The sequence below is a fragment of the Desmonostoc muscorum LEGE 12446 genome (assembly GCF_015207005.2).
Taxonomy (GTDB): domain Bacteria; phylum Cyanobacteriota; class Cyanobacteriia; order Cyanobacteriales; family Nostocaceae; genus Nostoc; species Nostoc muscorum.
The window spans coordinates 5,492,111-5,505,924 of the sequence record NZ_JADEXS020000001.1 but is presented as its reverse complement, the minus strand read 5'-3'; the positions used below and the strand labels follow the sequence as shown (position 1 = coordinate 5,505,924).

The 13,814-nt window shown below is 41.3% G+C and carries 8 protein-coding genes and 1 riboswitch; of the genes, 3 read left to right on the top strand and 5 right to left on the bottom strand.

Annotation, left to right across the window (positions count from 1 at the left end):
• Positions 1 to 444: 444 nt before the first annotated feature.
• The gene (locus tag IQ276_RS23380; protein ID WP_309245605.1) at positions 445 to 2,619 is read right to left on the bottom strand and encodes a potassium channel family protein; all 2,175 of its coding nucleotides are present in this window, start codon (positions 2,617 to 2,619) and stop codon (positions 445 to 447) included.
• A gap of 220 nt (positions 2,620 to 2,839) precedes the next feature.
• Here IQ276_RS23380 and IQ276_RS23375 point away from each other — a divergent pair, with 220 nt between their 5' ends.
• The 3 genes from IQ276_RS23375 to IQ276_RS23365 all read left to right on the top strand — a co-directional run bounded on the left by IQ276_RS23375 (position 2,840) and on the right by IQ276_RS23365 (position 7,570).
• On the top strand, positions 2,840 to 4,033 hold the full coding sequence (locus IQ276_RS23375) for an MFS transporter (RefSeq protein WP_193917148.1): 1,194 nt from the start codon (positions 2,840 to 2,842) through the stop codon (positions 4,031 to 4,033).
• Positions 4,034 to 4,122: 89 nt separating this feature from the next.
• Positions 4,123 to 4,207, top strand: a riboswitch (Fluoride riboswitch).
• A 95-nt stretch (positions 4,208 to 4,302) separates the two neighbouring features.
• The gene (locus tag IQ276_RS23370; protein ID WP_193917150.1) at positions 4,303 to 5,949 is read left to right on the top strand and encodes a cation:proton antiporter; all 1,647 of its coding nucleotides are present in this window, start codon (positions 4,303 to 4,305) and stop codon (positions 5,947 to 5,949) included.
• A 292-nt stretch (positions 5,950 to 6,241) separates the two neighbouring features.
• A complete protein-coding gene (locus IQ276_RS23365; protein ID WP_193917152.1) occupies positions 6,242 to 7,570 on the top strand; it encodes a voltage-gated chloride channel family protein in 1,329 nt (442 codons plus the stop codon).
• A 73-nt stretch (positions 7,571 to 7,643) separates the two neighbouring features.
• Here the strand turns inward: IQ276_RS23365 and IQ276_RS23360 are convergent, their stop codons facing one another.
• From IQ276_RS23360 to IQ276_RS23345, 4 genes are all read right to left on the bottom strand, one after another.
• A complete protein-coding gene (locus IQ276_RS23360) occupies positions 7,644 to 7,814 on the bottom strand; it encodes a hypothetical protein (protein WP_193917154.1) in 171 nt (56 codons plus the stop codon).
• Entirely contained in the window at positions 7,811 to 11,464 is a 3,654-nt protein-coding gene (gene nifJ, locus IQ276_RS23355; RefSeq protein WP_235115902.1) for a pyruvate:ferredoxin (flavodoxin) oxidoreductase, read from the bottom strand. The genes IQ276_RS23360 and nifJ overlap by 4 nt, the downstream gene beginning before the upstream one ends.
• 586 nt (positions 11,465 to 12,050) lie before the next feature.
• The gene (locus IQ276_RS23350; RefSeq protein ID WP_193919373.1) at positions 12,051 to 12,884 is read right to left on the bottom strand and encodes a hypothetical protein; all 834 of its coding nucleotides are present in this window, start codon (positions 12,882 to 12,884) and stop codon (positions 12,051 to 12,053) included.
• Between the two features lie 35 nt (positions 12,885 to 12,919).
• Positions 12,920 to 13,714, bottom strand: coding sequence for a hypothetical protein (locus tag IQ276_RS23345; RefSeq protein WP_193919370.1), 795 nt, complete (start codon positions 13,712 to 13,714; stop codon positions 12,920 to 12,922).
• Positions 13,715 to 13,814 lie beyond the last annotated feature (100 nt).

Genomic DNA, 13,814 nt, shown 5'->3' with positions numbered 1-13,814 from the left:
GCTAATGCTGTATAGATTTTAGAGAAAACAGCATTCATTAAGCCACACTTTGATTGTATCCAGCTAAACTTAGATAGTATGATGCAGAAAACCTATCCAATAAGTACGGTTTTCCCCCTGCACTTGATGAAGAAGAATTCAGCAATTCCTGAGTCAGAATTTCAGAGCAATTGCAGTCGGATTTTTTGATGAATGCGGCAAGTTCGCAAGCTTTAATTCCAACTTTTCGGTTTATGGGTGAAGTATTCACCAATTCTGAATTTTGAACTCTTTAACACTATTTGTTTTATATCAAAAATAACATAACGCAACATAAAATTGCATCTGTCTGTAGTCATACATTTTCTAACTAATTGACAAGATTCATTTCACAAAAAATAAGTCATAATTTAATCACCCAGGCTCTTGATTCAGAATTCAGAGTTCTCACTTCTGCATTCTTCTTCAATTATCTCTATCATCAGAAAATGGTTTCAAACGAGCTGTAACTCTTAATTTACTTAGCCTCCGCACTAGGCGCAGAGCTTGTTGTTTATATAATGCTTTTGGTAGCCGTCCAGGCAAATTATCCATCAATTTTCTTGCTGTGCCGATGTTGCATCCTGAGATAATACTTATTTCGTTAGCACCGTCAAAAATCGCATCTTGAGCTAATGCTTTCTCGACCTCTACTTGCCAACTTCTCTTAAACATTTCGCCGCGTTCAATGCGCTGAAGGCTGTTACTATTCGCTAGAACAATGAGGCGATCGCCAACCGCAAGTTGTATATTATCAGAAGGCATTAATTTTACTGGCGATCGCTTGAGGCTTTGGTATAAAATTGGCACAACTCCATAACCATAAGCAACCTCAGCCAAGAGTAATCCGTTGAGTGTATCACCAGCTTCAATCATATACTCGACTACCAAAATAGTTTGACTATCAAAGTTAAACAAGCTGAGAATATTTTCTCCAAAAGCCGCACCCGCAAAAACTTCTGCGGAAATAGCAGAAGTACAAATAACTTGAGCATAAGGAAACAACCGGGCGACATTATCACGAAAATTTCGGTCGTAAGTCCGAATTACTACACGAGTTGTAGGACTCTGAGCATTTACCATCAAAGCGATTTCCAAATTTTCCATGTCATCGTCTGTAACTACAACGACACTTTTACTATTAGCGAGATTTACCTTGCCTAGAGCATCGGCAATACTATCATTAATTACTGGTATTTTGTGGAAAAAATCAGCGCCTAGTGCTGTGTTACTAATACCCACTAAAGGTTGTTTGAATTCTTGTAATAAAGCTGCAACTCGTTGACCGACTCGATTTAACCCAATCAGTACAACATGATTTTTTAGGGGTATTAATAGCTGGGAATTCTTGAAAAACTGAAATCTTGAACTTAACAGGGCATCAGTGAGCAATGCATATAATACCCCAACAAAACCTACACCCATTAAAGTTAGTCCAAGGCTAAACAATCGCAACCAACCTGGCATATGTTCAGCTTGCTCTGGTGGGGTTTTAAAATTAATACCGCCAAATAAATCTCCGTATCCTCCTAAAAGTAAAACAGCAGTGCCATAAAAGGCTTCTATTATGTTACTTTCCGGATAATTTAAGATATAGATAACTGTTCCAAAACACCAAAGAAAAAGTACTGCAAGTCCGCAAATTGTTGCCACCCGCAAGCTTTGATAACTACGGAATTTTCGCCAAAAATATGGAATTTTCTGTTTGAACTTATTCCATGCTCTGCCTAATACAATTTCTTGCCATAGCTGCTGCCAGTTGTACTTAGGCTGATTAGCAACTTTTTTCAAACTCTGAAGCTGCTCTTTAACTTCAATATAAATAATAGTATCATCCGGATGTAATTTTGCTTCTGGCTCCCATTGATGAAATTCTTTAGGTAAGAGAGATGAATCATTAGCGTGATGCAATACCCGACGATGCAGGGTATTCAGTTCGTATATATGTAGTTTGTTGCACCAATCATCATTCATTTGAATTTGATGCTTGACTACCCGAAATTGGTATTCTTCCAGTTGAAAATAGCCAAGATGCTCATCTCCCAGGGCTGCAACAGCAAATCCAGAAGCAGAAATCTGATTCGGCTCAAAGGCAATAAAATTACCAAGAGTCTGACTTAAAAGTTGATTGAGATTTTGTTTATCAGAACGTACAACCAAGCGAACTTGAGGATTTAACAGCCGTGCGGCAAAGGCAGCTTCTATATTTACTCGTTCATTACCAGTGGCTAGAATTATAGTTCGGCATTGACTAATGTTTGCTTGTTCTAAAACACTAGCTTGACGGCAATCTCCAATGAATAAATTTTCTAATAAATTTAATAAATTTGGTATCTGCAAATTTTTGGGTTGTTCTTGGTCGATCGCATTCACAACAACACCATATTCTTTGAGGATGGCAACACAATGCTGACCCAAACTTCCTAGCCCGCAAACTAAAAACTGATCTAGTTTTGTTTGAGAATTTTCAACAGGCTGATAATTACTTTCTGATGATGGCAGCATATCGTGGCGCTGATGGTACACGCTTCGCCGAGGCGTATCATATATAGCAATCCTATTTGAGTTGTGAAAATTTTTATTATGATCGTCCTTAGTCATTTGTCGTTTGTCATTTGTGATTACAAAGGACAAATAACTAATGACTAATGACAGCCAACAGAAAAATATTTCACAAATGATTTAGGGCTGCTATAGTGCTATTGTAATGGGGAAACGCGGTCATGAACTTTGCAAGCTAGTACAACAAGGCAAAAGTAAAAAGAGAATCGCCATAAACTTAGAGAGAAGTTGGAGCGGATTTGTCAGATAAACATGAAATATGCAACTACAAAATAAATTTTTTCAGACAATTCCTCGTACTGTTTGGGTATTGGGGTTTGTCAGTCTGCTGACAGATATTAGCTCCGAGATGATTAATTCTGTGTTGCCGTTATTTCTCGTGTCAGCTTTAGGCGCGAATGTGTTGACTGTCGGCATTATTGAAGGGATTGCGGAAGCAACAGCTTCAGTTTTGAAAATTTTTTCGGGAGCCTTGAGTGATTACCTGGGACATCGCAAGGGTTTAGCGGTGTTTGGGTATGGGTTATCTACCTTTGTTAAACCTCTATTTGCGATAGCTACCAGTCCAACTGGGGTGTTAATAGCTCGATTTGGCGATCGCCTTGGCAAAGGTATCCGAGTCGCACCTCGTGATGCTTTAGTTGCTGATTCTACTAGCCCAGAGGTACGTGGTGCAGCCTACGGATTACGTCAATCTCTCGATACCATCGGCGCATTTTTGGGGCCTTTGACAGCATTTGCCCTGATGGCTGGTTCGGAAAACAACTTCCGCCTGGTTTTTTGGCTAGCACTCATCCCCGGTTTCTTGGCAGTAGGTTTATTAACAGTAGGAGTAAGCGAGCCGGGAGCAAGTGAAACTCAAGGGAAACGCAGCAATCCTCTGCAATGGGAAGCTTTAGGCAGTTTAGGTCAAAAATATTGGGTACTGGTAGCAGTGGCGCTGCTATTCAATTTAGGCAACTCCAGCAATGCTTTTTTGTTGCTGCGAGCCGAGCAAATAGGCATTTCTGCCTCACTGATACCATTGACATTAATGGTGATGAATATGGCTTATTCGTTCAGCGCTTACCCAATAGGAATACTTTCCGATCGCTTGGGTAGATTTGGGCTATTGGTAGGCGGATTTATTCTATACGCTTTCGTATATCTGGGCTTCGCTTTCGTACAAGCACCTTGGCAAGTCTGGGGATTGTTTGCCCTTTATGGTTTGCATCTGGGCATGAGTAAAGGATTGCTGTTGGCGCTAGTAGCAAATAGTATACCTGCAAATCTGCGTGGTACTGCTTTTGGATTTCTGAATTTGGCTGTGGGAATAGCGCTTTTACCTGCTAGTTTCCTAGCTGGTGGTTTGTGGGAAACACTAGGAGCAGAGGCAACATTTATTAGTGGAAGTTTATTTGCGATCGCAGCTGTATTATTGTTAGTTTCTCAAAGAAACAAATACACGACTTAGAAATTGAACCACAGAGGAGGCCGAGAACAGTGGAAGTCCTAAAATATTAAATTCGACCAAAAGCAAAAATGGTATCCTTAATTTAATATCAAATCAATGGCGATGGAGCTCGCCAAAACCGCCTTTCCAGTCCTAAAAATGATCGCTTGGAAGGCTGATGGCTCCTACTTTCTTCGCTAACTGCGGGAGAGTAGGGCTTGGCTAAATGCATTACCTGACTCTCCTGTAGAAAGTGTAAGTCTACAAATAGCGCCTCAAGGAGTCATGGAATGCTAGCCAGTGTATTGTGGATTTTAATGATGGGCTTTTTTGTCGGACAACTTGCCCGTCGTTTAGGCGCTCCGCCTTTAATTGGCATGATTTTAGTGGGGATTATTCTTGGCCCCCAAATTCGGAATGTCATCAGTGAAGATGTGTTGGGTGCTGCTGATGAGTTAAGAACTTTGGCAGTAATGATTATTTTAATGAAAGCCGGACTCGGTTTAGATCGAGAAAAGCTTGCTCAACAGGGAACTGTGGCGCTGCGCTTGGGATTTTTACCAGCAACAACAGAAGCGATCGCGATCGCTTTTGCTGCTATGGTAATTTTTAAATTTAACTTTCCCACTGGTTTACTTTTGGGCTGTGTAATAGGCGCTGAATCTCCAGCTGTAATTGTCCCAGGAATGTTGAGGCTGAAAAGTTTAGGCTGGGGCGTTACCAAAGGAATTCCTGATGCAATTTTAACTGGTAGTGCCTTATCAGATGTACTGCTATTACTAGTTTTTAGTTTACTGCTGAGTTTTTTGAGTGACGGAGGTGTTGAGCAGATTACCCTACCTGGGGGATTTACTTTTACTGCTCTACAACTACTGCCATTTCAAATTATCATGCAAATATTTTTGGGAGTATTGTTGGGCTACTTAGCCGCTCGTTTACTAGTTTTATTATTAACCAAACAAAACTGGACTCAAAACGCCGTTCAAGATACTGTAATTGCTGCTAATTTAGCCTTATTTTTAGTAATTGTAGCTCACGCTTTGCCTTACTTTTCTGGTTATTTGGCAGCAATGGCTATGGGCTTTTTCTTAATTGAATTAGATGCTCCCCTAGCGCGAAGATTGCGCGGCGGATTCGATAGTTTATGGATAGTAGCTGAGATTTTTTTATTTGTGTTATTAGGAGCAAATATTCAACTGCAAGTATTAGAGAAGATTCTGTTACCGGGCATTTTAATTTTAGCAATTGGTTTACTGATTGGTCGGATGCTGGGCTGGTATCTGTCAACTTTGGGTAGTAATTGGAATTGGCGAGAAAGATTATTTTTGCTCCCAGGAAACTCAGCCAAAGCGACAGTACAAGCTGCCATTGGGGCAATACCCCTCTCCCAAGGAATTGGGGGAGGAGAGATAATTTTAGCGATCGCAGCTCTTTCAATTTTAATCACTGCACCTTTAGGCGCTTGGGCAACTATGACTTTTGCTCCTAAATTGCTAACAAAAGGTGAAGTTGATCCGACCAAAGTCACAGTTGCTACTCGTACTTTGTTATTGGCAGCTGTAGATACATCGAGTTTAGCCGCAGAAGTTTTAACAAAAGTAGCAGATTTAGCACGCCGTAGTAATGGCGAAGCAATTGTTTTGCATGTAATTAATACTTCAAATCAACAAGATATCGAACAAATAAAACAACAAGCCAAACAGTTATTATCTGATATTAGATATGAATTTTTAACTGTTACAGGCGCGATACCAGAAGAGATTATTCGCATTGCCAATGAGTTTTCTGTCACAGCGATCGTCATGGGAAAACGCGGACATCAACCTTGGGAACAAGTGTTAATTGGCTCAGTCTCACAAGCTGTTTTAGAAGCCAGTCCAATACCTGTAATTTTACTAGAAAATCAGCAGAATGCGATTTTAGATTTTAGATTTTAGATTGTGTTCACCTAGAGTCTCAGAAACAAATGATTATATATCTTGCAAAAGTCCTTAACATCCCACACGCCAGTCGCTCATGGGGGAAACCACGCCAGATGCTCCACTTGGGGAAACCCCAAGACCGCACTGGCTCCCCTTAATCCCCTCCCCGATGCCTTGGGGAGGGGAGACAAAGCGTAGCTTTGGCGGGGTGGGGTTCAAATTTTGTGATTTATGCAAGAGGTTTATTCTTTAACTCTTCTGACTCCTGAATTCTGAATTCTGAATTATACCGTATTTACGAATTAATATGAAACATCTTCGTCAGTTTGAACCGTTTATTGCACTACCACACCTAATTAAATGGCTACCCATTTCCTTTGTAGTTGGCATTTTTGCAGGAACTGCATCAGCGATTCTTTTAGCATCATTGGAATGGGCAACTGATTGGCGAGAATCACATCGATGGATTATCGCTTTGCTTCCCCTTGGTGGATTTTTGAGTGGCTTAATTTATCATCAATTTGGTCGGACTGTAGAAGCTGGAAATAATCTTTTGCTGGAAGAAATCCATAATCCTAAACAGATTATTCCCGGACGTATGGCTCCTCTTGTTTTATTAGGAACAGACCTCACTCACTTCTTTGGTGGTTCAGCCGGTCGGGAAGGTACAGCATTACAAATGGGTGCTTCTTTGGCAGACCAGTTAACTAAAATCTTCCATTTTAAAGGAGCCAATCGGCGAATTTTATTAACAGCAGGTATCAGTGGGGGATTCGCTTCAGTTTTCGGTACTCCCCTAGCTGGAACTGTATTTGGTCTAGAAGTTTTAGCCATTGGAAAAATTCATTACGACGCTCTTTTTGCTTCTTTAATTGCCGCGATCGTTGGCAATCAAGTAACTTTACTATTTGGTTTACATCATACAGCATACCGACACGCTGCATCCATACCGAAGTTAACAATTTGGGGATTAATTTCTGCGATTATTGCAGGTGTAATCTTTGGAATAGTTGCAAGATTTTTTGCTCAAGTAACTCACAAAATTAGTCACTTTTTTAAAGCCAAAATATCCTATCCTCCAATACGTCCTTTAATCGGCGGTGCCCTGATAGCAATAATTGTTGGATTAAGTGGTACAACTAAGTACATTGGGCTTGGTATCCCAACTATCGTTGATGCTTTCTACAATCAGCTACCACCTTGGGATTTTGCAGCCAAATTGGGGTTAACTGCTTTAACTTTAGGTGCAGGTTTTAAAGGAGGAGAGGTGACACCTTTATTTTTTATTGGTGCAACATTAGGTAATGCTTTGTCGTTGATTTTGGGATTACCTGCACCATTATTAGCAGGAATGGGATTTGTGGGTGTGTTTGCAGGTGCTGCAAATACACCTTTAGCATCAACTCTCATGGGAATTGAATTATTTGGTTTAGAATCAGGGGTATTTATTGCTATTGGTTGTGTAGTAAGTTACTTATTTTCAGGTCATTCCGGAATTTATTCGGCACAGCGTATCGGGTTGAGTAAATACTCTGCTGTATATTTAGAAGAAGGGATGACTTTGGCTAATTATAGGCAACCAAAAATTGATTTACCTGATGATAGTAAACAACGAGAAAGTAATTCTCAGGAATAAATTTTTGACGCAATTAATTAGCATTGCATCATTATTTATTACACAATACCATTGTAAATGAAGCGATTTTTCATCACCAAAACCGCAATTTTGTAACGAAAATAATTGTGTTTGTTACCAAAATCGCAATTTTGTAACAAAAATAATCGTGTTTGTAACGAAAACGATCGCGTTTGCCACCAAAAACTACGATTTGGTAACGAAAACCATCGCGTTTGCCACCAAAACCACTGCAAATGTTCAAAGAATCTCGCGTTTTGCTAGATATTGGTACATCTGCCAACGTGCATCTACCTCGGCTTGGGCTTGTTCTAATAGATGCTTGGCAAGTTCCGGTTTACTTTTGGTGAGCATTTTGAAGCGATTTTCTTGATACATTGAATGTTCTACAGGTTGTGTTGGCGATCGCATATCCAATTGCAAGGGATTTTTACCTTGTTTTTGCAACTCTGGATTATGCCGATACAACAACCAACGACCTGATTCTACCAGAGTTTTTTGATGATTCATGCCTGTAGTCATATTAATGCCGTGGGCGATGCAATGGCTATAAGCAATAATCAGCGATGGCCCATCATAAGCCTCTGCTTCCAAAAATGCCTTTAGGGTATGTTCATCTCTAGCACCAAGGGCTACACTGGCTACGTAGACATTTCCGTAGGTCATGGCAATCATACCCAAGTCTTTCTTTGGCGCAGGCTTACCACTGGCGGCATATTTTGCAACTGCTGCTCGTGGCGTGGCTTTGGAAGATTGACCGCCTGTGTTGGAATATACTTCTGTATCCATGACTAAGATGTTGACATTGCGACCACTAGCCAGCACATGATCGATACCACCAAAGTCAATATCATATGCCCAACCGTCACCGCCAACAATCCAAACGCTCTTTTTCACCAAGTAATCTGCGAGGGATTTTAGATTTTGGATTTTGGATTTTAGATTGGGATTGAGAGTTAGGATTTCATCTAACTTTTGCTGTAACAATTCTATTCGTTCTCGCTGTTCCCAAATGTCAGCTTCAGATTTTTGTTCTGCTTTGAGGATAGATTGAACTAAATCCTGAGGAATTATTTCCCCATTCCCCACTCCCCATTCCCCACTCCCCAATTGTTGCAAAAGTTCCGCTGCAAATTCGGCTTGTTTATCCACAGACAAACGAAAGCCAAAACCAAATTCGGCGTTATCTTCAAATAAATTATTAGACCATGCAGGGCCGCGTCCTTGGGCGTTGGTTGTCCAGGGTGTTGTGGGGAGGTTACCGCCGTAAATTGAAGAACATCCTGTAGCATTGGCGATGACGGCGCGATCGCCAAACAATTGGGTTAATAATTTTAAGTAAGGTGTCTCACCACAACCTGCACAAGCACCAGAGAATTCAAATAAAGGTTCTTGCAATTGTTGTTGGCGAATTTGGTTTAATTTCAACTGCCGTCTGTCAGGATTGGGCAAACTTAAAAAGAAATCCCAGTTCTTTTGTTCTTGTTCCCGCAATGGCAATTGTTGTGCCATATTAATGGCTTTTCGCAATGGCTCAGCTTTATTTTTGGCAGGGCAGACTTCTACACAAATCGCACATCCCGTACAATCTTCTGGAGCTACCTGAATGGTAAATTTTTGATTGGCAAAGTCTTTATCTTTGGCGTTAATCGACTTGAAGGTTTCTGGTGCCTTAACTAACTCATCGACTTGATAAGCCTTAGCGCGGATAGCACTGTGGGGACAAACCATCACGCACTTACCACACTGAACGCAGACATCTGCTTCCCATACAGGTATCTCTTCGGCAACGTTACGTTTTTCCCACTTCGCAGTACCTACGGGAAAGATGCCGTCAGCTGGTAGTGAGCTGACAGGTAAATCGTCACCTTCCCAAATCATGATTTTACCTAAAACTTCCTGGACAAATTTGGGGGCGGAGTTAGGAGTAGAGACGCGATTAATCGCGTCTGTACAAGAATTAGGAGTTTGTGGTATGTCTACTTTATGTAAGTTGTCTAAGGTGTTGTCTACGGCTTGCAAGTTCATGCGGACAACTTCTGCACCTTTTTTACCGTAAGTCTTTTCGATCGCTTGTTTGATTTTAGCGATCGCTTCTTCTTGGGGCAAGACTCCCGCTAAGGCAAAGAAGCACACTTGCATAATAGTGTTAATTCTGCCACCCATGCCACTTTCACGGGCGACTTGATTGGCATTAATTACATATAACTTCAACTGTTTATCGATAATTTGCTGCTGCACCTTTAGCGGTAAATTTTCCCAAACTCTATCTGCATCATAGGGACTATTAAGCAGCAAAATTGCCCCAGGAGTAGCAGCTTTTAAAACATCTATGCGTTCTAGAAAACCCCAGTGATGACAACCAATAAAGTTAGCTTGGTCTATTAGGTAAGTGGAGCGAATTGGCTCTTTCCCAAAGCGCAAATGAGAAACGGTCATCGAGCCAGATTTCTTAGAGTCATAGACAAAGTAACCTTGGGCATAATTATCGGTTTCTTCACCAATAATCTTGATGGAGTTTTTGTTAGCACCAACTGTACCATCTGAACCCAACCCATAGAACATTGCCCTGACAACACCATTTGATTCTGTGGAGAAGTTGGGGTCAAAGTCGAGAGAAGTGTAAGTAACGTCGTCATTAATACCAATAGTAAAATGCTTCTTCGGTTGACTTTGGGCAAGGTTATCAAAAATGCCTTTTACCATCGCCGGCGTAAATTCTTTCGATGAAAGACCGTAGCGACCGCCGATGATTTTGGGCAGAGGGGCAGGGGGCAGGGGGCAGGGGAAAACATCCTCCCCTCTGCTCCCTGCTCCCTGCTCCCCTGCTTCTTCTCCCCACGCTTCATGAATAGCAGCCACTACATCTAAATACAACGGCTCACCGGCGCTACCTGGTTCTTTGGTGCGGTCGAGAACGGCGATCGCTTGTACACTACTAGGTAAAGCTGCAACAAATCTCTGGACATCAAAGGGGCGATAGAGTCGCACTTTCACCACACCAACTTTTTCACCACGGGCGTTGAGATAATCTACTGTTTCATGGACGGTTTCACAGCCAGAACCCATGAGAACGATGACGCGGGAGGCATCGCTAGCTCCATAATATTCATAGATTTGGTAATACCTGCCTGTGCGTTCTCCAAATTTATCCATGATGCGCTGGACAATTTCGGGACAGGCGTTGTAGTAAGGGTTAGCGCCTTCACGAGACTGGAAGTAGACATCGGGGTTTTGGGCAGTACCCCGCAATACTGGGCGGTCTGGGGTGAGGGCGCGGCTGCGGTGGGCGAGTATTAGGTTATCATCGATGAGCGATCGCAAATCATCATCTCCAAGCAGTTTGACTTTCTGCACTTCATGGGAAGTACGGAAACCATCAAAGAAATGCATAAATGAGACTCGCGCCTCTAGGGTAGCAGCATGAGCGATGAGAGCAAAATCTTGACTTTCCTGCACCGAGGCGGAACACAGCAGAGCAAAACCAGTAGCCCTAGCTGCCATTACGTCGCTATGGTCACCAAAAATCGATAAAGCATGAGTCGCCAGGGAGCGTGCTGCAACGTGAACTACAGCGCTAGTTAATTCACCAGCAATTTTGTAGAGGTTGGGTATCATTAACAATAATCCCTGAGATGCCGTAAAGGTGGTACTCAGGGAACCTGTTTGCAATGCCCCATGTACAGCAGCTGCGGCTCCTCCTTCACTCTGCATCTGCACAACGCTGGGAATAGTCCCCCACAAGTTCGGACGACCTTCTGCTGACCAAGCATCCGCCCATTCACCCATTGCTGAAGAGGGGGTGATAGGATAAATGGCGATCGCTTCATTTAATTTGTAAGCAACACGGGCAACAGCTTCATTTCCGTCGATAGTTGCAAATGTTTTGTTCATAATTTGATTTTTGTCCCCACGTCTAAAGATGCGTAATTCGTAATTAAGATTCGTCAGATTTGATCTGGGTTTCTGGATTTAGGTCTGTTGCCGGATTCGAGAGAATTGGTATAAATAGAAAAATTAGAAATAGCCAAAGCCAGATGTAGGGGCACGGCACTGCCGTGCCCCTACAGATGTACCTCGCCCTTGTCGGGAAACGCTATATAGGAATCAGGTTTGATTAAAGAGCCTGAAGATTAGCACACTGTTTCCCTATTGGCTGCTTCTGCTAGAAAGTTAACTTTCAATAAATACTGCAAATATTAGTATCTCATTTGAGATTTAGCATCTATTAATATGTATTAATTATGTACTCAATAACCAAAGTTTTGATGAGATAAGGCTTTGGGGTAGTTGATTCTTTTTTGTGGGGTATGGGGTCGGGAATTGTTGATATTTTAGGTTGCTATAGCCGTTGTCAAATCGCAAAGCAAAGACGCGATAAATCGGCGTCTCTACAAAAGATTGATTCTTGTAGAGACGCCGATTTATCGCGTCTCTTGTCTTAACGTTAAAAAAACATAAAATAGCCTAAGTACACTATTCAAATATTGATGGATGTAAAATCGCCACCGCCAAATGAGGTAAAACCACGTAACTTTAAAGATTGAGCGATCGCATTTTCAGCCGATTGCTTATAATCCTGCTTTTTCTTGTCTTCGAGTTGCTTTTCTTCATCCCTGAATAAATCTTGACTCAAAGATTTAATCGCCTCATCAATTTTCTGCCCAACCCCATCAGGCGACTGCTCGATTTGTTCTGTTAAATCCCGCAATTTAGTAACAATTTCTTGGAGATATTCTTCAAGGTTTGCCGAGGAAAGTACCTCTTGTAACTTAATAGGTAGTTCGTCAATTTTTTCGCTGATGTTGATTCCTTGGGCTTGTAGTGTTTCTCTTAAGGAACGTACACGCGATCGCGCACTCTCAATTTGAGTAGAATTTTCCGAGGTTGATTCACCTAAAAATTCTTTAAACTGGGTATAGATATTAACAAAAGCACTTTGGGCAGCTTCAGGATTGTTTTGCAATTCTTCAAGACTGACACCCAAAAGTGAGGAAAGAATGTTTGGGACTGATGGAGTTTCGTTAGATGGTGGAGGGACTTTTTCTGAGGTTTGTGTTGAGAAGAACATCAGGTTAGAGACAGCGATTTTTGCTTGCGCCATCGCCTGATTCATTTCATTTTCCAGGTATGCTTTTGCTGCTGACTCTGGAATTTCAAAGTTAGCGATCGCAATTTGCGTAACTTTCTTTTGGATGCCAGTAAGGGTAGAGATCACAAAGCGACCCCTAGATAGCTTTTGGTTATCGGGAATCAGAAAATAACGCGATCGCTTGGAATCAGTCCAGAATGTTAGTTGATTTTCACTGCTCATATTAATCTATAATTTATAGTTATGCTGTGGACAAATTAACTGCGTGAACGACGAGCGATCGCATTTTCAACATCGCGTACTAAAACAGGCATTTTTAATGTTCTCAGATGTTGAAGTGTTGCTAAAGTTGCTTCTCCTTTACCATCTCCCAAAGCATTTGCAATCTCCCTCAAAATTCTTTCATTCTGGGGGTATTTAGAAATCAATTTATTAGCATAATTTGCAGCTAAATTATCATCAATAGGCGTTAATGGAATTAGTAAAGAAGCGACTTGAAATGCTAGATCAAAGCCTAAAGATGTATGTTGTTGTAAAATTTGCATACTTGCTTCAATAGCTGCAATAATTTCGTTTTTTACAGCCTTTGCTATTTCTTTGTCCCTCACAATAGCTAGGGCTAAAGTCCGACCAAAATAATATTGATAATATATACCAAGAAGTGCCTTAATAGCGTCTATTTGCCATTGCTTTAATTTCTGATTGTCATCAGCGTAATAACTGGTATTTAGGGCATCAGCTAGCTTTTCAAATGCCGAGTCAGTTTCCGATATCCGTTCATAAACCACAGGTGCTTCTTTCCAAGGAACATTTTGAGAATTAGCAGCCCAATCTATAAGTTTTTGAAATCCAGCGGGATGTCCCCAAGAAGTTAGCATAACAGCTGCTAATAATTGATGATAAGGTTCGCCAGAATTTAGCAAATTTATGAGTCCTGGAATGCGGTCTTCATAACCTCCATCCAGACCATCGTCGATGATATCTTGGAGTTGTCCTCGATTCCCTTCACGGTCGGTGAAAAGTAACTCTTCGGGATTATTTAGCGATTGCATTAAAATTATCTCCTTAGTTTTACTTTCCGGCTGGATGAAACTTCTCTAACTTGAAATTACTAACAGCAAATGAGAGAATTTCCAGTAAATTAAAAGATTG